Annotated in this window: 14 protein-coding genes and 1 pseudogene; 9 read left to right on the forward strand and 6 right to left on the reverse strand. The window is 66.6% G+C overall.

Going from position 1 to position 21,358, the window contains the following annotated elements:
• Window positions 1-119: 119 nt before the first annotated feature.
• Both ACFUN8_RS22675 and ACFUN8_RS22680 read left to right on the forward strand, forming a co-directional pair.
• A complete protein-coding gene (locus tag ACFUN8_RS22675; protein ID WP_383640556.1) occupies window positions 120-1,163 on the forward strand; it encodes a serine hydrolase domain-containing protein in 1,044 nt (347 codons plus the stop codon).
• Between the two features lie 153 nt (window positions 1,164-1,316).
• Window positions 1,317-1,595: pseudogene (locus ACFUN8_RS22680) on the forward strand (NUDIX domain-containing protein); the annotation flags it as partial.
• A gap of 1,583 nt (window positions 1,596-3,178) precedes the next feature.
• Here ACFUN8_RS22680 and ACFUN8_RS22685 read toward each other — a convergent pair.
• A complete protein-coding gene (locus ACFUN8_RS22685) occupies window positions 3,179-4,939 on the reverse strand; it encodes a DEAD/DEAH box helicase (protein WP_383640520.1) in 1,761 nt (586 codons plus the stop codon).
• A gap of 824 nt (window positions 4,940-5,763) precedes the next feature.
• On the opposite strand from ACFUN8_RS22685, the gene ACFUN8_RS22690 reads away from it, so the two are divergent.
• A complete protein-coding gene (locus ACFUN8_RS22690) occupies window positions 5,764-9,483 on the forward strand; it encodes a hypothetical protein (protein WP_383640523.1) in 3,720 nt (1,239 codons plus the stop codon).
• Window positions 9,484-9,906: 423 nt separating this feature from the next.
• Entirely contained in the window at window positions 9,907-10,596 is a 690-nt protein-coding gene (locus tag ACFUN8_RS22695) for a hypothetical protein (protein WP_383640526.1), read from the forward strand.
• A gap of 635 nt (window positions 10,597-11,231) precedes the next feature.
• Here the strand turns inward: ACFUN8_RS22695 and ACFUN8_RS22700 are convergent.
• From ACFUN8_RS22700 to ACFUN8_RS22710, 3 genes are all read right to left on the reverse strand, one after another.
• Complete coding sequence (locus ACFUN8_RS22700; protein ID WP_383640559.1) at window positions 11,232-13,103, reverse strand: ATP-dependent endonuclease; 1,872 nt, start codon at window positions 13,101-13,103, stop codon at window positions 11,232-11,234.
• A 525-nt stretch (window positions 13,104-13,628) separates the two neighbouring features.
• Window positions 13,629-15,026, reverse strand: coding sequence for an NAD(P)/FAD-dependent oxidoreductase (locus ACFUN8_RS22705; protein ID WP_383640529.1), 1,398 nt, complete (start codon window positions 15,024-15,026; stop codon window positions 13,629-13,631).
• The gene (locus ACFUN8_RS22710; RefSeq protein ID WP_383640532.1) at window positions 15,023-15,583 is read right to left on the reverse strand and encodes a rhomboid-like protein; all 561 of its coding nucleotides are present in this window, start codon (window positions 15,581-15,583) and stop codon (window positions 15,023-15,025) included. The genes ACFUN8_RS22705 and ACFUN8_RS22710 overlap by 4 nt, the downstream gene beginning before the upstream one ends.
• 93 nt (window positions 15,584-15,676) lie before the next feature.
• On the opposite strand from ACFUN8_RS22710, the gene ACFUN8_RS22715 reads away from it, so the two are divergent.
• The 3 genes from ACFUN8_RS22715 (at window position 15,677) to ACFUN8_RS22725 (ending at window position 17,686) form a co-directional block, all read left to right on the forward strand.
• Window positions 15,677-16,555, forward strand: a complete 879-nt coding sequence (locus ACFUN8_RS22715) for an aminoglycoside phosphotransferase family protein (protein ID WP_383640535.1) — start codon at window positions 15,677-15,679, stop codon at window positions 16,553-16,555.
• A gap of 24 nt (window positions 16,556-16,579) precedes the next feature.
• Window positions 16,580-17,071 carry a GNAT family N-acetyltransferase gene (locus tag ACFUN8_RS22720; protein WP_383640538.1) on the forward strand — a complete coding sequence of 164 codons (492 nt, stop codon included), beginning with the start codon at window positions 16,580-16,582 and terminating at the stop codon, window positions 17,069-17,071.
• A gap of 135 nt (window positions 17,072-17,206) precedes the next feature.
• A complete protein-coding gene (locus ACFUN8_RS22725) occupies window positions 17,207-17,686 on the forward strand; it encodes a hypothetical protein (RefSeq protein ID WP_383640540.1) in 480 nt (159 codons plus the stop codon).
• A 125-nt stretch (window positions 17,687-17,811) separates the two neighbouring features.
• Here ACFUN8_RS22725 and ACFUN8_RS22730 read toward each other — a convergent pair whose 3' ends face one another.
• Together ACFUN8_RS22730 and ACFUN8_RS22735 are read right to left on the reverse strand one after the other, a co-directional pair.
• Entirely contained in the window at window positions 17,812-18,819 is a 1,008-nt protein-coding gene (locus tag ACFUN8_RS22730; protein WP_383640542.1) for a zinc-binding dehydrogenase, read from the reverse strand.
• A 127-nt stretch (window positions 18,820-18,946) separates the two neighbouring features.
• Window positions 18,947-20,113, reverse strand: a complete 1,167-nt coding sequence (locus tag ACFUN8_RS22735; RefSeq protein ID WP_383640545.1) for an NAD(P)-binding protein — start codon at window positions 20,111-20,113, stop codon at window positions 18,947-18,949.
• 214 nt (window positions 20,114-20,327) lie between these two features.
• Here ACFUN8_RS22735 and ACFUN8_RS22740 point away from each other — a divergent pair, with 214 nt between their 5' ends.
• Both ACFUN8_RS22740 and ACFUN8_RS22745 read left to right on the forward strand, forming a co-directional pair.
• Window positions 20,328-21,041, forward strand: a complete 714-nt coding sequence (locus ACFUN8_RS22740) for a pentapeptide repeat-containing protein (RefSeq protein WP_383640548.1) — start codon at window positions 20,328-20,330, stop codon at window positions 21,039-21,041.
• 101 nt (window positions 21,042-21,142) lie between these two features.
• Window positions 21,143-21,358, forward strand: a 216-nt coding sequence (locus tag ACFUN8_RS22745) for a leucine zipper domain-containing protein (RefSeq protein ID WP_383640551.1), incomplete at its 3' end; no start/stop codon positions are given.

Here is a 21,358-nt window from a genome sequence, read left to right on the forward strand (position 1 = left end):
CCGTTCGGCACAGGAGGTAACCGGCCTGCCATGAGGGCAGCTCAGCACGCCGTTCCTCCACTCATCCCACGCGCGTCACTACGCTGACCGACGGGATGCCCACTGCGAACAGGGAGACCATGACGTACCGCACCGACCGCATCGAACAGCTCCTGAGTGAAGGCGTCCGCGACAAGGTCTACCCCGGCGCTGTATGGGCCGTCGGAGACGCCGCCGGAACTCATGTTCACGGCACCACAGGGGTCCTTGACCCCGAGCAACCGGACGTGCCGACGCGGCCCGACACCGTCTTCGACGCTGCCAGCCTCACCAAGATCCTCGCTGTGTGGTCCTCCATCGGCTCCCTCTGGGAAGAAGGCAAGCTCGACCTCGACTCTCGCCTGGGCACCTTCTGGCCCGAGGTCGAAGGCCACGCGCTCGGATCGGTAACCGCCCGCCAGTTGCTGACTCACACGGCCGGCGTCCCCCTGCGGGCCCAACTCAAGAACCTCTACGGCACCGACCGGCAGGACATCCGCGACGGCGTACTGAGAGAAGCACTGCACCGCCAGCCTGGAGAGGCCGTCGAGTACACCGACCGCGCCGCCCTCATCCTCGGCTACCTCGCCGAACACCTCTCGGGCCAGCGCCTCGACCAACTCGCCACGGAACGGATCTGGCAGCCGCTCGGTATGAACACCACCCTGTTCGGGCCGCTGCCCTCCGAGATCGCCGCACGGTGCGCACCAACCGAACTCGACGAGGACTCCAGTACTCACCTCAAAGGCGTCGCCCACGACTTCTCTGCACGACTCCTGGGCGGCGTGTGCGGCATCGCCGGTGCCTTCACAGTCCTCGACGATCTCGCCGCTTTCCTGCGTTACATGCTGGGCGGCACCTCAGCATCTGAGCAGGCCGGCTTCGGGTCGACCTGGGCGACTGAGTCGCTGACGATCCAGACCGGTGAACTGGGGCCCGTACGCGGCCTGTTCTGGCACCCGGCTCCTGGTACCAAGCCGACCCAGGATGTCTGGGTGCACTACGGCTTCACCGGAACCGGCATGTGGATCTCACCCGACCAGGGGCGCTGGGCCGCACTGCTGACCAACAAGCTCTACTACACCCGCGACCGCCAGCCCCTCACGGAGATTCGCAACGCCTTCCGCGAGCTCGCCTTCGACTGAGACAGAGGACCGACCCACGCCGCCGGTTCGAAGACGACTCCAACTGCAAGTAGTCACACGGAGGTTGAGGTCGCGAGGATGAAGGGATCAGGCAGCAGTTCTGAGGTGGACCGCGCCTCGCAACTGGCTGCGAGCGACGAAGGGACGCCAGCCGTGGCTCAGCGGACAACCGACGACCAACCCAAAGCCCTACCGCCCGCCCTCGAATCCATGATCCTGCTGGTCGCCGCCGTCATCGTCCACGACAAAGCCACCAACCGCGCCGTCCTCCTCCAGCGCAGTGAGAACGCCAAGTTCGCCCAGGGCATGTGGGACCTGCCCGTCGGCAAGAGCGAACCCGGCGAGCCCATCACTGAGACTGTGGTGCGCGAGTTGTACGAGGAGACTGACCTGACCTTGAAGCCGGAGTCCCTGAAGGTCGCCCACATCATTGGGCCCTATGCATCATGAAAAATGCACGTCAGATGGCCTGGTGTGCGTAGGCGTCGGGAGGCTTGGGTAGGTCCGGGGCGGTAGTCCACCGACAAGGTCATCCGTCCGCGATGCCCCCTTTGAGCTGACCACGCGCGGTGAAGGGATCGCTGAGAGGTGAGGATGGCTACCCCGGCCTGTTGTCAGTGCCCGCCCGTAGCCTCGTAGAGGCAATCGTGCTGAAGGGGGCCCCATGGCAGTCCGACCCTGTTCCAGGTGTGGCAAGAATGAGAGTGCCAATCGCAAAGGCAAGCCAGGACGCTGTGTTGAGTGTATCGATGCGATCTACCGTGCGCTCAAGGTAGATCCAGAGGGGACTTTTGTATCTCCTGGGGCCCCGAGGAACTACCGGTGCCAGACCTGTGGCAGGCCCGGGGCGATTCCGTACAAGGAGATCCAGTCGCGAAGTATTGAACTCTGCAACTGGTGCGTCGGTCGCCGCATGTATGAGGACGGTCTGGCGCGGGACCCAGAGCACTGGCTGATGGACCAGAGGGACGTGGCCCGAATGGTCCGCGAAGCAGGTTTTGAGATGGTGGACGGGTCTGGGAAGACGCTTCCCGAGAGTCAAATGGTCAGCCGTATCGGGGAAGTTTGGGAGTCGATCGATGTCGTGTGCGTACTCTGTGCTGCCCCGAACACCTTCAACGCCGTCCACATACTTTCGAGTAGGAGTAAGCCCTGGACGCATTGCCATGCATGCTTCACGTCAAAGTTCAATGGTTGGCAAAACGAGTTCTATGGCAAGTACGGATTGATTCGAGAGCACGACGGGTATGCGAAGCTATCGGATCCAGTCTCTGCGCACTGTGCTGAGCCCGACTGTGGTGCGAGCAGGAAGGTCTCCATCTGCGCGCTCGCTGCTGGCGCCCCTCCTTGCTTGCGGTGCACAGAGGGGATCGACCCGGATCTCCGTCACTGGGTATATCTGATCCACTTTCCACCCCTTGGGCTGATCAAGGTCGGAATCACGCATAGCGAGCCGAGGGTGTATGACCGGGTCGCTGCCCACATCTCCCGGGGCGGTGTCCTGATTGATCGGTGCCTCATTCCGAATCGGGAGGCTGCTCGCACTGTCGAGGATTGTGTATTGGAGTCGATGCGCCAGCACCTACGCTCTGGAGATCCGAGAGACTTCCCTCAAGGAGGGTGGACTGAGACCTGGGTCGACAGCGCTCCCTCCTTGAACCTCGGTGCGGTGATTAATGAAGTCGCTGCCCAGAAGGCCCCTGGATTCGATCGATGGTCAGGGGTGAAAGAATCCCCTTCTTCGCCGGCAGTGGACGGCAGCATGCAGGGTAGGTTCGTGTTCTCTGAGGAGGTTTCGGAGAGTGGAGAGGTCACTCATGCTGTGACCTTTGTTCATCCACTGCTTGAGTGATCCATTTCTGTCTTATACAGCCGGGATCGCGAACCACTGACCCGGGTTCGCAACGCATTCCGCTCACTCGCCTTCGCTTAAACGATGCGCTGCAAGGATCGGACCCTGTCAGCAACTACGACAACTCATGTTTAAGCTCAGTAGCATGCTCCTCGGATGATGCTTACGTTGAAGGCCAGATTTCTCCTTGCTGGCCACCTGGCGACTTTGCCTCGTCGATCCAGCCGTCAAGGAGAATCAGCCGCTCGTTAAGCGTGTCCAGCGTTGCCTGCTCAATGTTACCCTCCCCGAATTCGCTATGCAGACGAAGGTGAATATTCCGGTGAGGCTGCCGAGTCAGGACGGCCAGGTGTCCAACTTTACGGTTCACCACGGCCCTTAGCTCTTTCTTGCGCTCGGCGAGCGTTTGCTCCTTAACAACGGGCCAGGGCCTGCCATCGCCGATTCGGTTACCTGCCAAACGCATGAGACGGACGATGGCAGAAGGTTCAGCACTAGCAGGAAGCCCGGCTTCCCGGCCTAGACGCCGCGCGTTCAGAAGGATTCCTTCACCAAATGTCTCACCACTATTAATGGTGTACGGATGCACGGACTGTGATGAGCCAATCACCTCAAGCCGGCGCGGCAATGCAGGAGGCGGATTTTCGCTGGCAGCCGCAGATTCTCCTACGGCCTGGCGAGTTCTAACCCTGTCCTCTTCATCGCGTAGCACGTGTTGCACAGTCAGTTCAATCCGTGCGGCCGGGTCAAGAAGTGGCTGGATTGTGGGAATGAATACACGTGCGCATAGCTCATCGTCATCACCACGTCGACGGATACACCGGCCGACGACCTGACGGAAGAACAGCTCTGTTCGAGTGCGGGTCGCATACACGATCACGCCCAATCGCGGGATATCGACACCCTCAGCAACCATCTGCACTGCAACGATCCAGCGGGAGGAGTTGGCTGCGAACTCGAAAATTCTTTTGGATGCACTGGGGGCATCCGAGATAACGACTGTGGCTGATTCGTCGGTAATTTCCTGGAGGATCTCGGCATACGCGCGGGCATGCTGACGATTACTCGCCAGAACCAGACCGCCGATGTCAGGGGTGTCTTGCCGAATCAGTGACAGCTCGTCGTTGGCCCGACGCAGAACCGACGGAATCCAATCCTTACCGGGGTCAAGCGCTGCAGACAGGGCATGAGAGATAGTCCTGGGATCGGTCTCGGAGAGCTTCCTCGACACTGCATGTTCGGACGCAAGACGCCACCTGGCTTCGCCGTCCAAGGCCGGAAAGACCACCGGGCGAACCACTTCTTGGTCCTGCAGAGCCATGCCATAGTCATAGTTGATATCGGGAATTACACGCCGCTCCTCGTCATAGCGCAGAAATGGGATGGGTTTTGCGTCAGTTCGGAAGGGAGTACCGGACAGCATGAGTCGCCGGTGCACGCCACCGAATGCCGTAAGAAGTGCCGGACCCCAAGCTAGGTGTTCAGAGTCTCCAGCATGGTGTACCTCGTCCAGAATGACCAGGCATGGACGACTCGGCTGGTTGGACATTCCATCCCAGACGCCTGGATCAGCTGCGACAGACTGGTAGGTCGTAACCACGCCGTCGTAGTCCGGTGCTGTTCTCTTCTTCGCGTTGGTGAAGACGGGATTGAGTTTGATTCCCTGGCGGGCGGCGGCTTTAGCCCACTGCCCTTTCAGATGATCGGTTGGAACAACGACGGTAATCCAACCAATCTCACCCCGATCCATCATGGCCTGCGCCGCGAGCAGGGCGAACGCGGTCTTGCCTGCCCCTGGAGTGGCCACTACCAGAAAGTCTCGGCTCACCCCCAAGAACCGCCGTAGTCCGTCATCTTGCCACTGCCGCAAACGCATATGCCTGAACCTTCCGTGGTGTCCGTGCCTCTGCTGCTGAAAGGGCATCACGGCAAGCCTGGGCTACCAACACGGCAAGGATCACTGTGGAGGCTGCGAGCAGGGTTGGTTGCCGGATAACGACGGGGCCACCGCAGCAGTGCCGTGGAGGTCTAAGCATTGCATCGTGCTGATGACGAGAACCCGTTTGGCGGGGATGCAGGTGGGGGGTACGACAGCACTAGCGGGGCGCGTGAGTCAGACGATGCGCCGGCACGGTGTAGGGAACGCGCGGACGCTAACGAGGTGACGAGCGCACTCGACTTTCTGGCATCACCGCATCTCGCGGTCGTGGAGAGGTCAACCCGCGGCTACCGAGCAATCGCATCCGCTCACACCGCCCTTCAGCGACTGGAAGAGTTGGGACGCCAGTGGCTCCTCCTGGGTTCCGCGCCGCCGCAGTGCTGCGCCACCGGAGACGCTGGTACCTCTTGATGCGCCCGCCTGAAATTCTCCGCTTCCGAGGTGTCGCAGCGGAGCCGTCTGGACAAGTCACCTCGCCTGGCAGACCGAACTGCCATGCTTCCTAGATGGCCAGTAGGAATAAAGGGCGACGAGGGCGGCCCGCCGTACCTGTACGACGAGGCGATCCGACCAGTGGACCCGCTGAATCCCTGTGGACGCAGACACGATCGGGGGCACGAGCCGGTCGCGGGTTTCACTACCAGGATGCCGTCGGAGCGTGGCTGTGCGGCCGGGTCCTGTCCGGCCGGCTCGCCATCGATCGCATTGTCCCGGAGGGGTTTGAAGACCTCTCTTGCGAGGGCCCGACGTCCTGGCATGTCCAGGTAAAATCACGTCAGGAACGGGTCGGTGATTTCACCGCTGCTGATGTGGCCGGGCATCTCGTCGCCATGGCCAAGGCGCATGCCAAGCGGGCAGCGGCGGGAGTGACCGATCGCGCGATCCTCATTCTCGAACGGCCGGTGGCAGGAGAGCTGTTCACCCACTGGGATCGTCCGTTGAGCGCTCTCCCAACAGGCCATCCGGTGCTGCGGGAATTCGCCACGAAGGCTGCACACGCCGGTCTGGACAGGGACGAGATCGACGCCTGGTGCGAGGCTGTCAGCCTCTACGTGCTGCCATGGGGCGCCGCGGCAGCGGAAACCCGGGCCGCAGTAGTGCAGCGCTTCGGGCTGCTCCCTGCGGCCGCCGAACCTATTGTGCTAGCCCTACGCGACGAGGTGGCAGGCCAAGCCGATGCCAACGCAGCGGCAAGTCTGAGTGAGGCGTCCGGGCTCACCCGAACGGGCATCGAGCGCATCGCCCAGGAGGTCGTGGAAACCATCAATCGTGAGTCACTGGAAGAAGCGCTGTCGTCAGGTGCCTGCGAGCCGGTGGACTTCGACCGACCGCTTCTGTTAACCGGCTTCTATGAAGGCATCGACGTGCAGCCCGGCCACATCGCGGCCGGCCTGCCCGCACCCAGGCAGGCTCTGACCGGCCAGGTGGTGACGGCGATCGACCGTGAGGAGAGCGTCCTCATTGTCGGCCCGTCAGGAGTGGGCAAGTCGACTGTCATGTGGACGGCCGCCTACGTGACCAGGCATGTGCTTTGGTATCGGATCAGGCGTCTCCGAGACGGGGACATCGCCGCGTTGGTGCGGCTGGCAAGAGCGTTGAAACCTTCGATGCGCTCGCCGGTCGGATTCGTGGTGGACGGCATCGGGATCGGCTCGGCCGCGGCTTGGGACGCCCTTCAGCGAGAACTCGCCCCGATTCCCGGAGTCTTGTTGTTGGGTTCTGTCCGCAGTGAGGACTTGCTGCCCCTGCGAAGCCGGGCCAGGTGTACGCAGATCGCGGTGACACTTGACGAGGACGTCGCGAAAGAGATCCACACCGGGCTGACCGCCTCCGGTGCCACGACGACACCGCACTGGCGGGAGGCATACGAGGCAGCCGACGGTCTGACTCTGGAGTTCACTCACCTTCTCACCAAAGGAAGGCGGCTCTCGGACGTTCTGTCGGAGCAGGTCGACCGGCGGGTAGTCGAAGGACGACAGACAGAACTCGACATTCTTGCCAGGATCTCGGTGGCCCATCGTTGGGGCACCGATCTGCCGGTACGGGCGCTCCAGCGACAACTCGGCATCGAGGACGTGGAACTCCGCGCCGCCCTCTCGCGTCTGGTCCACGAGCACCTCGTTCACGAGCGCCTCGGACATCTGTCCGGGCTCCACCAACTGCGCTCGGGCAGATTGGCGGATGCCGTACACGCGGTACCGCCACCCGTACTCGACGAGACCGTCATCGCGGTCATGCGGATGCTGACGGACGAACAACTCCAGCCGTTCGTGGCCGGCGTCCTCACGGACTGCCCCGACCTCGATTCCGTCGTACTGGACCAGATTGTCGTCGAAGTTGGGCAAAGGCACGGAACGACTACGGTCACCGGTGTTTTCCAGGCACTCCGGCTGGTCGATTTCACTCGTTGCGCCACCGACTGGAAGCAGATCCTCGACCGGCATCAAGTAGCGCTCGCACACCGTCGAACCCTTCTGCAGTTCGCGCTGCTCGACGGGGATCCACTGCCCAACCTGCAACCCGAGATCGCGGCGGCCACAGCCGAGATCCGCGCGTACCTTCCGCTGAGCTCGCCGCTGCGCGACACCCTGGTGGAACGGCTCGGGACGGCCCAGTTGGCCCAACTTCTCGCCCAGTGCACGGAACCGACCGAGACACAGAGGGTCCTGGCCGTCCTGACAGGAACAGACCTGGATCTTACGAACTGGGCTCCAACACTCGCGGATTCTCCGTTCGGCCGACTGCTGACCGGTTCATCGATTGAGTCGCTGGGGGACCTTCTCACAGCGGCGCGAGCCGTGTCGTTGGATCTGGCGAACAGCCTGCTGGAACTCGTGGGCGGAGAGGAGGCTGTTCTGACGAGACTGAGAGCCCACTTTCCGTGGTTGTACGAGGTATCCGTCGTAGAGCGGGAAGGCCGACAGGTTGCGTACGCCCGTCTTCTGCACGTGTCCGATCGGGCTCAGCCGGAGGCGGAACAAGCGATCCGGACCTTCGGGCGGATCCTGCTGCGCTGCCTCCCTCACTGCGAGAGCGTGGACGTTCAGAGCCTTCTGCCCGGTGGCATTCCCCAAACCTTCGGTGACTTCACAGCTGGGATCAGCCGTCTGGAGCGTCAGTACGATCGCTCACCCACCCAGGTGGCATGGACTCGCGCGCAGAGCCTGATCGCCACCACCCTGGCCGGCACCACTGACCGGACCAGCAGGACCGCTGCGGCAAGCGCCCTGCTCCCCGAGCTGTACAAGTACTTGATTGATCTGACCCGAGTCTGGCTCACCGGACGCAGCCAGCCCCGGGACGTCGCCTTGCTCAAGACGGTGCAGGCCGACCTGTACAAGCAGGCCACCGCGCTGACACTGCCCATGGACAATACCCACCTGTCCTCACTGCCTGCCGATGACGCGGTCCCGGGTGGCGGAGCGGACCACTTGCAATCGCTCGCACACGGGATCGCGGACAATCTGACACGACGGATCTTCGATCCCGAGGAGTACAGATCACTCGCCGGGTACGTCCGAGACTCGCTGAGGAATAGCGCGTTGGGCGTGCGGGACCAGGAGCAATGGCACCTCGTCGACCAAGAACCGCCAGCTGTCCTGGACCAGTTGACGAAGGCTCTCACCGACCTTCACGCCGTTCTCGCTGAGCTTACGTGGGGCACCCTCGGCCTACAGGCCATCAGGACCGCGGCACGATCAGGGCCGTCCGGCGTCGCTCTCGCCCGGGCCGCGGACGTTGCCCGCACCGCCGCCGACGCCAGAGCGCCCGCCGCACAGCAACAGCTCCAAGCCGACGCTGAGGCCGAGGGACTCTCCGTTCAGCTCTTCACCCGCCCTCCCGCCGATCCGAACGCGATGGAATGGCCAGCTGTTGAGTCGGCGGTGGGCGTGTACCTCGATGACGTCATCGGATGGTCAGCGGCGGTGGACGAACTAAGCGCCTTGATGCACCACGATTATGTGTCGCAGGGATACCGGGGACCCGTCCTCCTCATGCCACTCATCGACGGCAGACCGGTCCGCCTCCTGACCCAGCAGCTCCAGACCACATTGTGGCCGGGAGTCGACCTCTTCGACACCTGGAGTGCGGCCCTCCCTGAGGCCCACCCGACCCCGCTCACCAACGCGGTCATCGACGCCCATCAGGCTCTCCAATGCCTCTCTGGTCTGGCGCACCTGGCGACCTTGCGGGATATCGCTCCACTGCACCAGAGCGTCGCCGACGAAGCCGCGACGCTATTCCAGGAGACACATCGCATCATCACGGAACTCCGTCCCGGAGACCTGGTCATCAGTAAGATCGTGGACTTCCTCGGCACCCTGACCCTCCGGGTGCAGAGCGAAATCGACACGGGCACAGCGGTCCGAGACCCGGGCGTACCAAATCTCGCCGTCGCCATTGCTGAAGGCGCCACCGGCCAACCGACCGACGACTTCCAGGAGATGGAATTCCTGATCATGGTCGCCCTGCAGTGGGATCTTTCCCCCGAACGTGCGGCACAGCTCCTTACCGCAGCCGATGACTGAGGCACCGGTGTTGGGCGACGAGAACACCCACCCTGCTCTGCCGCGGAGTCTGATCTTCATCGAGGCGAGGCAGTGAACAGCCCGGTACGGACGAACCAATACGCGGGCCGCTGTGCCCGGTGCGGCGCAGACGTTCCGGCAGAGGCCGGGGTTCTGCTCCGGAGTGTGTGGGGTGGCTGGGTGACCTATCACCCGGCTCACGCCCCGACACTCGATCCGGACGGCACCACGTCTGACATGTCCGCGATACGCCCCAATCAGAGAGAGGGGGAGTGCGAGACCTGCGGCTCGGTCGTTCCGGCTGGGCTGGGGGTACTCGTGAACACCGGCTTCGGTGGATGGGACGTCTACCACCGTGAACATGTCCGTGAGCCTGCTCCACCACCACGCCGGCACCATCTGGGCTGGCACCGACGCCGCCTTATGGCCCTGGACATCGCAACCACCGGCAACCGTTACGGTGTCGACCGCATTCTCGGCGCAGCGGTACGCACCACTGACGGAACGAATCGGTTCTGGCTCATCGATCCTGGCCCCGGCCCGCTGTCCGTCACGCCTCGCAAGAATCACGGCATTTCAGTGGAGCGTGCCCGTGCCCACGGAACGCCTGCCACCGAGGCCCTGGAGGAATTGACGACCCTGCTTGTGGGGCAGTTGGCAACCAAGGAACCGATGGTGGTCTGGTACGCCCAATTCGTGCTGACCACGTTGGAGAGTGAACTGCTCCGGCACGGACTCACACCGCTGTCCGATCGCTTGGCCAACGGCATGTCACCGATCTGCGACCCACTCGTTCTGGACCGGCACGCCGAGCCCTTCCGCTCCGGCGGACGCGCCCTGGAAACGGTCGCCGAGTGGTACGGCATCCCGCATGAACGCCCCGGTGATCCCTCCTGCGACGCCGAGGCGACGCTCGTCCTCGCGCAGGTCATCGCGGCCTGCCACCCCGCCGTAGGCCGCTTGTCCCGCCCCGCGCTCCACCGGGAACAGGTCCGCTGGCACGAGCAGTACGTGCAGGAGGCTGAGGCTCGGCGTCCCAACAGGGACAGGGATCGTCGTTGGCCCCTGGAGACGGTCCAGGCGCTGGACTGGAAGGAGCACGAACTCGTCTAACGAACGCCATCAGTGACCGCATCCTTGTGACGGCACACGCTGTCACCGGCCCTGCGGTGAGCACACGGCGCCCGATAGTGCGCCCGGAGAAAACGCTGCACAGCGTCGCCCCTCCCCATGAGCCGGTGTTTTACTCCGACGACTCGCAACTCCCTCGATCGTCCTGATCCTTTGATGACGACCTGCTGTGGCAACGCGGCTCGGCACGCCGGTGGCGGCTCCGATCGGTCCGCCCGTACTTCGCGCACGTGCGTGGCCCGGCACCTCAGCACAAGGCCCCACACACGGCCCGTCTCATCAGGTAAAGAACTTGCGAGTGGCCGACCCGCTTCTTCCGTTTTAGCGTGAAATGGAACTATGTGATGGCAGGGGTGATGTCAGTGCCGTGGGGAAGAATCCTTGGTGGGGAGGGAAACTCATGACTGACGATGGCAATGCCTTTGGCCAGCACATACCTGCTCCGAGTGGCTGCCGTTGGTGTGGGCTTGAGGCTCGGGGGCATGCCCAGCGGTGGAAGCCGCCGGTGGGCTGGCACAAGTGGGAACCGCCGACGCCGGAGCAGCGCAAGGAGCGCATGCTTGCGAGACGAAGGCAGGCTGGCGGCACTGGTCCAGCCAGGCCGCGCCGGAGCGCCTTTACCCTGCGGCCAGCTTTCTGAGCTGACTGAAGATTTCCCGCAACTGTGCGGGCACCTGATCAGGGCTGGTGAGGGTGCTCACCAGCCCGAACATCATGTCGGGCTTACCGCTGGGCCCATCCGGACTGCCGTCCCGGAGCATGTTCAGCACTTCCTTGCTGAATTTCTTACCAGGGCGCTGAGCAGCGAAGTCGGCTGCCGTCCATGGTTCATCCTTAGGCCAGAGATCGTTGGCGGCCGCAGCCCACAGGCCATCGGAGAACAACTCTTCCAACTCATTGAAGGAGTCCGGTTCTCCTACGAAGCGGACCACTTCGTTGAAAGCGCTGCCGAAGAACTGCTGGAGGCGGGCTTCCTTGAACAGCCCTTTGGGCAGAGAACGGCTGTCGGCGTCGACCATGAGCATCACGGTTCGACCGTGCTCGACCAGGTAGTGGGCTAGGTGCAACGCACCCTCGTTGTTGAAGCATGCCCACAAGGCGATGCCGGCCGACTGCAATGACTGTCCCTCGGACAGCCGGAACAGTGTAGGGATCACACGCTGCTCGGTGTCGCCTTCGACAGCCAGGAAGCAGCGCTCGTGCAGGAGAACGGAGTTGCGCAGACCAACCGCAGCAGCGATCCGCCCCAGATGACCGTCGATCTCGTCGTGGGCGTCGGACCCCAACCGCTCCATGAGGGTCCGGCCGTTCTCCAGCCGCAGATGCACGACGTCGGCGATGTCGACATCGTCGATCAAGTTCATGGAATGGGTGGCGACGATGACATTTACATGGGGCAGCGCACTCTGGTCACGGATGAGCTGCATGATCTTGCGTTGGTAGCCGTAGTCGAGATGCGTGTCCGGCTCGTCGTAGATCACGATCGTTTGCACCGGCGGCGGAGCGTCCTCGACAGCCTCAGGCTCGACGGCGGGGTCAACCTCGCCGAGTTCCTCGCTCTTGAGTAGTCGGCTGGTCCACTCCCAGATCGCCAGGGAGATACGGCGTGCACTGCCCAGCCCGGATCGCTCCAGACCGACGGCCTCGCCCTTTGTGCGGGCGATTCGCAGCGGCGCGCCTCGAAGGCCATGCGAGAAGGAGACCTCGGGCTCGACGTACACGTCGGTGAGATCGTCGCAGCGGCTCTGGATATGCGCGCACAGAGACTGGGCGTCGTCCTGGAGGCGCTCCCTGATCCCGTCCTCGATCTGCTGCAGGCGTCCTTGAAGCGTGGGATCTGCCATGTGAGCCTGGTAGCGGCCCATCAACGCCGTCCTTACGGACCCGTCAGGATCAGCCGACTTGCCGTCGAACGGCATAAGCCGGGGTAGACGACGTTCCATCTCCTTCGGTGCCAGTACCCATCCGGACGTGGACGCGTGTGCCGTGCCGTAAGCGCGCAGGGCGGGTTCGATGTCGACGCGTTTGATGGACGTCAACTCAGGGAGCAGTTCCTTGGCCAGTGCTCGCACCTCGGCGACGGTCAACTGGGAAGGATCACGCAACCGTTCGTCATCAGCAAGCGGCGCCCAGCACTCCAGCACCGGCGTTTCGCCAGCCGTGGCCTGCCGCCGTACGCGCAACTCCTCCACAGGCAGCCCGAACGCCTCCTGCTCCCAAGGATCGAGGGTGAACAGTCCCTCCACCCAGGTGGTTGAGCACCTTGAGAGAGAGGTCAAGCCGTCGGCTGCCTCGACGGACGAACCGAGTTCGTACATACGGTCATGCTCGGCCAACTGCTCGGCACCCACGAGGAAGGCCAGCGCGGCGAGCACCGCGGTCTTACCGCCGTCGTTCTGCCCGGCGAGGATGGTAGGCGTACTGACGGGGATGTCGCGGACATCCTTGAGGGACCGGAATCCACACGCAGTGAAGCTGTGCAGGTACACCGTTCTCTGCCGCTCCGTTCCCTCACGCCTGGGCGGCAGCATTCCGACCAGCGCCTGGCCCCAGACATTGACCTGGGCATCAGGCACCCCAGGCGCATCATCTTATGTCTTACGAGGATGGCTAGTTGATGCCGTGAACGCATCTGACCGAATCAAACCGATCGCGATTGAGTCTGCTCGATTCATATCCGGCAGCCCCGATGGACGGATGTCTCCGAGGGTTCCAAGAGGTCGAGCAAACCGCCACGTCCTCCGGTGTGCGTGAGCGATGCGTGAGCGGACGGTGTGGCAGGAGCTGTCCTGACGTGGACCGGCCCCCATGGCGAACCTGTCCTGACCTGGCGGTTTCGCATACGGAAGAACCGTCCGGCAGCATCCAGCAAGATCCTGCCCGGACTTGTAATGCGTAGGTCGTCGGTTCGAATCCGACAGGGGGCTCCGGGAAGGGCCAGGTCGGCGATGTCGACCTGGCCCTTCGGTTTGAGCGGGGAGCGAGGACGCGGACGCGCGGGCGGTGGGTTGGGGTCAGTGGCGGCCGGAGATGCGGTTGGCCGTGCGGGCCAGGCGGGGGGTTGTGAGGGTGGGGGACGTGGCCTCCTGGCGGTCCGCCGCGCGGTAGGCCGCGTAGAGGGTGTGGACTCCCAGCCAGCGCAGGGGCTCCGGCTCCCATTTGCGGACCTTGTGGTTGACCCAGGGCAGGGTGGTGAGATCCGTGGGGCCGGCCTGGCCGGAGTCCTGCTGGATCAGGTCGCGCAGGGTGCGGGCCGCGAGGTTCGTCGTGGCGACGCCCGAGCCGACGTAGCCGCCCGCCCAGCCGAGGCCGGTGGCGCGGTCGAGGGTGACCGTGGCGCACCAGTCGCGCGGGACGCCGAGGACGCCCGACCAGGCGTGGTCGATGCGGACGCCCGCCGTGGTGGGGAAGAAGCGGACCAGGATGTCGCGCAGGGCGGCGATGGTGGCGGGCTGGGTGCGGCCGTCGTTGTCCGTGCGGGAGCCGTAGCGGTACGGGACGCCCCGGCCCCCGATGGCGATGCGGTCGTCGGCGGTGCGCTGGGCGTACATGTAGGCGTGCGCCATGTCGCCGAGGGTTTCGCGGCCTTCCCAGCCGATGGTGTCCCAGATCCTGGCGGGCAGCGGTTCGGTGGCGATCATCGAGGAGTTCATGGGGAGCCAGGTGCGGCGCTGGCCCTTGAGGACGGCGGTGAATCCCTCGGTGCAGCGCAGCACGTAGGGCGCGCGGACCGTGCCGTACGGGGTGATCGCGTGTTTGGGTTTGATCTCGGTGACGGGCGTCGATTCGTGGATGGTGACGCCGAGTGCCTCGACGGCCGCGGCGAGGCCCTTGAGGAGTTTGACGGGGTGCAGCCGGGCGCCGTGCGGGGTCCAGGTGGAGCCGACGGCTCCCGTGACCCGTACGCGCTCCGCGGTCTCCCGCGCGCCGCGCAGGACGCGGTCCCTCTCGCCGAAGGCGATCTCGGTGGTGTGGAAGTCCTTGAGCCGGGCGAGCTGCGCGGGCGTGTACGCGACTTCGAGGACGCCGCCCTGGTGGATGTCGGCGTCGATCGTCTCGTCGGCGGCGACGCGTACGACTTCGGCCACGGTGTCGTTCATGGCCTTCTGGAGGCGGACGGCGGCGTCGTGGCCGTGCTTGATGGCGTACGTGTCGCGGCCGGCGATGCCGTTGTAGAGCCAGCCGCCGTTGCGACCGGAGGCGCCGTACCCGCAGAACTTGCCTTCCAGGACGGTGATGTTGAGGAAGGGCGCGGCCTTCTTCAGGTAGTAGGCCGTCCACAGGCCGGTGAACCCGCCGCCGACGATGCAGACATCGGCCGTGGCGTCGCCGGGGAGGGGTTCGCGGGGCGCCGGTATGCCGTCCTGGGCGTACCAGAAAGAGATGCCGCCGTTGACGGTGCTGCTGCTCATGAGGGTGTTCGTACACCTCGCTTCGCCCCTGTGTCCAGGTCCGGGGTGCGGGGGCGGCCCCGGGTGAGGGGGTAGCAGGCGAGGCCGACGAGGACGGCGGTGAAGTGGCCGATGTCGGTGAAGTCGGGGCCCGCGATGAGCGGTACGCCGTAGAGGATGACGACGGCGCCTCCGTACGGAAGACGCCAGGGCGGGGCGATCCGGTAGGTGAGGACGGCGACGACGCCGGCGAGCGCGTAGCTGACGCCGATGGCGAGGGAGTCGTCGGCGGCCTCGTACGCGTGGCCCTGGTGGACGGCCCAGCTGAGGACGCCTTCGCTGCTGAGCGTGGCGCCGGCAAGTGCGGCGGCGGCCGTGGCGAGCCAGCGCCGGGTGCCGAGCCAGTGTTCGGCGGGGGCGTGGAAGACGGTGTAGAGGACGGCGTACGGGAGCGGCCCGCCGTCGTCCGTCCAGGAGGCGCCGGTGACGAGGAGGGCCGCGAGCCAGAGATAGGTGCCGGGGGCGGTCCTGATCCAGACCCACACGGTGTGGGCGGCGTTGCGGAGATGGCGGCGCATGGGGTGATTCACCCACGGGGGCGGGCCGTTCGGCGGGATCGACATTCCCGGTGGCGGGGGGAGGGGCCGGGGAGCGCTCGTAGGCTTCGCGGCATGGAGATCCCGGCGGAGTTGGCGAGGACACAGGGGCGCGCGTTCGTCGCCGCCCTCCCGGCACGTGCGGCCGACTTCCTCAAGAGGTGGGACCTGCGGCGTACGGGCCCGGCGATGCACGGCATGTGCGCGCTGGTCCTGCCGGTGGAGCGGGCGGACGGTACGCCCGCGGTGTTGAAGCTGCAGAATCTCGACGCGGAGACGGCCGGTGAGCCGGTGGCGCTGCGGCTGTGGGACGGCGACGGCGCGGTGCGGCTGCTGGAGTACGAGGAGGAGTCGGGCACGCTGCTGCTGGAGCGCCTGGACGCGGCGCGGGACCTGGGCGGTGTCGCCGTACGGGACGGGGTGGCGGTCATCGCGGGGCTGCTGGCCCGGTTGACGGCGCGGCCCGCGCCTGCCGGCCTGCGCGGGCTGGGCGAGATCGCGGGCGCGATGCTCGACGAGACGCCGGCGGCGGTGCGGTCGCTCGCCGACGGTGGTGAGCGGCGGCTGCTCCTGGACTGCGCGGCTGCCGTACGTGAGGTGGTGGGCGAACCGGGTGACCGGCTGCTGCACTGGGATCTGCACTTCGAGAACGTGCTGGCGCCGCTGCCCGGCGCCGGGGGCGAGGGCCGTGAGCCGTGGCTGGCGATCGACCCGAAGCCGCTGGCGGGGGATCCGGGCTTCGAGCTGCTGCCCGCTCTCGTCAACCGGTTCGACGAGGGCGACATCCTGAGGAGGTTCGACCTGATGACGGAGGTCATGGGGCTGGACCGGGGGCGCGCGCGGGCGTGGACGCTGGGGCGGGTGCTGCAGAACTGCTTGTGGGACATTCGCGAGGGGGAGCGGGTGGCCGCGCCCGTGCAGGCGGCCGTGGGACGGGCACTGCTGGCGCGGTAGACGGAGAAAAGGCAGGCTGCGGTCATGATTCGTAAGGCGACGACCGCTGACGTTCCGGTGATCCACGCGATGGTGCGGGAACTGGCGGCATACGAGAAGGCCCCGGACGAGGCGCGGGCGACCGAGGAGCAGTTGCGTGAGGCGCTGTTCGGTGAGCGGCCCGCCGCGTACGCGCACATCACGGAGACGGACGAGGGCGCGGTGGCGGGGTTCGCGCTGTGGTTCCTGAACTTCTCGACATGGCGCGGGGTGCACGGCATCTACCTGGAGGACCTGTACGTCCGTCCGGAGCTGCGCGGCGGCGGGCACGGGAAGGCCCTGCTGACGGAGCTGGCGCGGATCTGCGTGGAGCGCGGGTACGAGCGGCTGGAGTGGTCGGTCCTCAACTGGAACGAGCCGTCGATCGAGTTCTACCGGGCGCTCGGGGCACGGCCGCAGGACGAGTGGACGGTGTTCCGGCTGACGGACGGGGAGTTGGCGAAGCTGGGCGGTGGGGGTCGGGGCGGGGGCGTCTGAGGCGCGGGGTGGGGATCGTCGGCGGCATTGTCAGTGGGTGCCGCTACGCTCGGTGACGAGTGCAGATGACGCCGACTTTCCTGGGGGGCCCGCGTGTCCGAGACCGTGTCCGAGCCGAGCCGACAGCCTGACCCGGTGCCCGAAGCCGTGCCCGATCCGGTGATGGCCGAGATAGGCCGTGGCATGGAGCTGGGGCAGCGTGGCGAACGGGACGCCGCCCGGCAGGTGTTCGCCGGTGTCTGGGACCGGCTGGGCGCGGACGGCGACCCGTTCCACATATGCGCGCTGGCCCACTCCATGGCCGATGTCCAGGACGAGCCGCGGGAGGAACTGGTCTGGGACCTGCGGGCGTTGGAGGCGGCGGACCTGGTCTCGGACGAGCGGGCGCGCCGCGCGGGGGTGGCCAGTCCGGTGGCCGCGTTCTACCCGTCGCTGCACCTCAACCTGGGCGATGTGTACCGGCGGCTCGGCGAGTTGGACCTGGCCCGTGAGCATCTGGCACGCGGGCTCGACGCGGTGGGGACCCTGGGGGACGACGGGTACGGGCAGTTGATCAAGGGCGGACTCGACCGGTTGGCCGGGCGGCTGGCGGCCTCCGGCCCGTCACCCGCCTGACCCCGGAGCGGCATGACCCCGGAGCGGCCTGATCCCGGAGCGGTCTGATCCCGGAGCGGTCTGATCCCGGAGCGGTCTGATCCAGGACCGGCCCGATCTCGGAGCGGCCTGATCCCGGTCGGACGTCAGGCACGCGGCGGCTCCAGGACCACCTTGCCCATCGTGCCGCGCGTCTCCATCGCGCGGTGCGCGCCGGCCGCGTCGGCGAGCGGGAAGCGTTGTACGGCGGGGCGGAGGCGGCCCGCCGCGGCCTCGGACAGGGCGCGGTCCTCCAGCGCGCGTACGTCGCCGCCCGCCTTCTGGATCATCACCGGGCCGAGGACACCCTCGGAGGTGATGCCGCGCGCCGCCTGCTCCTCCTCCGTGTAACTCAGCGGCTCCCCGTCGTGGATCCCCTCGCCGGACCAGCCGAAGACGATGTGCTTCCCGCCCTTGCCGAGGAGGTCCACGGCGGCGCGGCCGGTGTCGCCGCCGACGGAGTCGAAGACGACGGTGGCGGGGCGGCCCGCGAGGTGGGCGCGGACCGTCTCGGGCCAGTCGGGCAGCGTGTAGTCGACGGCGAGGTCGGCGCCGTTCTCGGTGACGCGCGCGACCTTGGCGGGTCCACCGGCGAGACCGATGACGGTGGCGCCCGCGTTCTTCGCGTACTGGACGAGGAGGGTGCCGATGCCGCCCGCGGCGGCGGGGACGATCGCGACGTCCTCGGGAGCGAGGGTGGTGAACTGGAGGATGCCCATGGTGGTGCGGCCGGTGCCGATCATGGCGACGGCCTCGGCGGCGTCGAGGTTGTCGGGGATCTCGTGGAGCCGGGCGGCGTCGGCGACGGCGAGTTCCGCGTAACCGCCGGGGACCATGCCCAGATGGGTGACGACCCGCTTGCCGAGCCAGCTCGGGTCGGTGGTCTCGCCGAGCGCGTCGACGGTGCCCGCCACCTCACGGCCGGGGATGGTGGGCAGTTCGGCGGGCGCGGGGTACGGCCCGGTCATGCCCTCGCGCAGGGCGGTGTCGAGGAGGTGGACCCCGGCCGCGGCGACGGCGATCCGGACCTGGCCGGGGCCGGGGACGGGGTCGTCGGTCCGCTCGTGGACCAGGTTCTCGGCGGGCCCGAAGGCGTGGAGGCGGATGGCGTGCATGGCTGGCTCCCTCGTGGTGTCCGGGCGCGGTCCGGTGGTGGGGTCCGGCCGGTGCGTCGCGTCCCGGTGTGGCGTACGGAAGCCAGCCTCCGACCTCAAGCGGACTTGAGGTCAAGCAGAGTTGAGGTCAAGCGGAGTTGCGGAGCCGTACGGCGTCGATCCGCCGCACGGCGAGCGAGGCGGCCTCGATGGCGCTGTTGAACGACACCTCGGACAGCACGCCCGGCGCGGCGACCTGGTCGCCGACGAGATAGACGCCGTCGCCCCGGTCGATGCGCGGCCGGTCGCGCCAAGTGGTGCCCGGCCGGTCGACCGCTCCCGTACGGCCGGCGGCGAGCGACTGGCGCCGCCACACCGCCCGGTCCCGCCAGTCGGGGAAGCCCAGGTCGAGCAGGGCTTCCGCGCGCGCGATGCCCACGGTCCCGGACTCGCCGGGACCGACCGGGAACTGGCCCTGGAGCAGCTGCTCCCCGGCCGGCGCGAGTGAGGGGTCCACGGCGGTGAACCGCTCCAGCCAGCCCGGCGCGTCGAGATCGCAGATGACGAACGGATCGCCCCTGCGCGTGGTCAGCCCGAGGTCCAGCAGCGCGGTGCGCCCGCTCTCCCACCGCAGGCTGTCGTCACCGAGCAGCGGCCGGGCCGCGTCGAGCGACGTCGCGACGATCACCGGCCCGTCCTCGGGGAGGGTGTCGACGCGGGCGACGGTCTCCACCCGTACGCCCAGGTTCCAGGCCCGCGCGAGCATCCGCTCGATGACCTGGCTCCAGCCGCCGATCGCGACATGGGCCTCCGGCGGGACGGTTGCGGCGCGCCGGAGCCGTTCCTGGACGAACGCGGCGGAGAGCGAGCCGGGGTCGTGGTGGAAGAGGGCGACGGCGGCGTAACGGGCGGCGGCGACGGCCGCGTCGTGCCCGTGCCGCTCGGTGGCCCAAGTGTGGAAGTCGACGTCCACGGGCGCCCGTTCGGCCCTGCTGCGGCTCGCCTTGAGCAGCCCGAAGGGCGGCGCCTTCCGGAGGGCGCCGTCACGGTGGAAGCGCAGGCGGGCGCCTTCGACGGCGGGGACGCGCGCCATCGCGCCGAGGAGATCGCGCTGCCGGAGCCAGGTCCAGTGCGGGCCGCGATGGTAGAAGACGTGCGGACCTTCGTTGGCGAGGTACGGCCCTTCGGAGGTGCGGGCCCGCCCGCCGAAGGTGTGGTGGGCCTCGAAGACGGTCACTCTGGCGCCCGACTCGGCCGCCGAGATGGCCGCGGTGAGTCCGGCGAAGCCGCCGCCGACGACGGTGATGTGGTCCATGGCTGTTGCCCTTCACTCGTTTCGCACGTCTGGCTCGCTCGTTCGTCTGGCTCGTTTGTTTGGCTCGCACGTCTGGCTCGTCTGGCTTGTCTGGTCCGCTCACGGTCTTCATGCGCGGAGGTGTTCAAGTACTTGACTGATCGGGGGAGCCGTTTGTGACAGCGGGGCGCCGGGATTCGGGGGCGTTGTCAGTGGTGTGCGTCACGATGGGGGAATGGTTCGCAGGACAACGACAGGTAAGTCGGGCAGTTCGGGCAAGTCGGGCGCGGCCCGCAGGAGTGTGACGGCGCGGCGGCCGGAGGTGCGGCTGCCGCCGCTGGTGCCGTACGAGGGGGAGCTGGAGCCCGACGGGGAGTACGACGGGCAGGAGTTCGCGGGACTGGATCTGGCGGACCAGGAGGGCCCGGGGGCCCGGTTCATCGACTGCGCGCTGCGCGAGTGCGGGCTCGACCGGACGGATCTGGGCCGGGCCCGTTTCATCGACTGCGTTCTTGAGGGCATCCGGGGGGTGGGGACGGATCTCGGGGGCGCGTCGCTGCGCGATGTCGAGGTGGTGGACGCGCGGCTGGGCGGGGTGCAGCTGCACGGCGCGGTGTTCGAGCGGGTGCTGATCCGGGGCGGCAAGATCGACTATCTGAATCTGCGGCGGGCGAAGCTGAAGGACGTGGTGTTCGAGGGCTGCGTCCTCGCCGAACCGGACTTCGGGGGAGCGGAGTTGGAGCGCGTCGAGTTCCGGGACTGTGTCCTGAAGGACGCGGACCTCAGTGGCGTACGGATGAAGGACGTCGACCTGCGGACCGTCGCCGAGCTGGGTATCGCGCGCGGGATCGACCGGCTGGCGGGGGCGGTGATCAGTACGGCGCAACTGCTCGATCTGGCGCCCGCGTTCGCGGCGCAGATCGGCGTACGGGTGGAGGACGCGCCCTAGGTGTATTGATCACGAGCGTTGTTGACACTGGTCGGGCTTGATCATGGCGAAGACCTCCGGTGTGGTGGAGCTGTCTAGGAACGCACCACTCGGAGGTCTTCGTGTCCCACCGTAATGCCCGGCTGACTGTCTTCGGGAGGCGGTTGCTGGTCGAGCGTGTGCTTTCCGGTCGCCCGGTTGCTCATGTGGCGGCCGAGATGGGTGTCTCACGGGCTACCGCGTACAAGTGGGTACGGCGGTGGCGGGAGGAGGGCGGCGCCGGACTGCACGACCGCTCCAGCAGGCCCTTGAAGACACCGCACCGGACCACGGCGGAC

This window comes from Streptomyces sp. NPDC057307, assembly GCF_042667665.1.
In the GTDB taxonomy this organism is placed as follows: Bacteria; Actinomycetota; Actinomycetes; order Streptomycetales; family Streptomycetaceae; genus Streptomyces.

Bases quoted from the DNA above. Each gene is read 5' to 3' on its own strand.
- ACFUN8_RS22675 (WP_383640556.1), top strand. From the start codon at position 120: ATGACGTACCGCACCGACCGCATCGAACAGCTCCTGAGTGAAGGCGTC.
- ACFUN8_RS22685 (WP_383640520.1), bottom strand. From the start codon at position 4,939: ATGCCCTTTCAGCAGCAGAGGCACGGACACCACGGAAGGTTCAGGCAT.
- ACFUN8_RS22695 (WP_383640526.1), top strand. From the start codon at position 9,907: ATGGCCCTGGACATCGCAACCACCGGCAACCGTTACGGTGTCGACCGC.
- ACFUN8_RS22705 (WP_383640529.1), bottom strand. From the start codon at position 15,026: ATGAGCAGCAGCACCGTCAACGGCGGCATCTCTTTCTGGTACGCCCAG.
- ACFUN8_RS22710 (WP_383640532.1), bottom strand. From the start codon at position 15,583: ATGCGCCGCCATCTCCGCAACGCCGCCCACACCGTGTGGGTCTGGATC.
- ACFUN8_RS22715 (WP_383640535.1), top strand. From the start codon at position 15,677: ATGGAGATCCCGGCGGAGTTGGCGAGGACACAGGGGCGCGCGTTCGTC.
- ACFUN8_RS22720 (WP_383640538.1), top strand. From the start codon at position 16,580: ATGATTCGTAAGGCGACGACCGCTGACGTTCCGGTGATCCACGCGATG.
- ACFUN8_RS22730 (WP_383640542.1), bottom strand. From the start codon at position 18,819: ATGCACGCCATCCGCCTCCACGCCTTCGGGCCCGCCGAGAACCTGGTC.
- ACFUN8_RS22735 (WP_383640545.1), bottom strand. From the start codon at position 20,113: ATGGACCACATCACCGTCGTCGGCGGCGGCTTCGCCGGACTCACCGCG.
- ACFUN8_RS22740 (WP_383640548.1), top strand. From the start codon at position 20,328: ATGGTTCGCAGGACAACGACAGGTAAGTCGGGCAGTTCGGGCAAGTCG.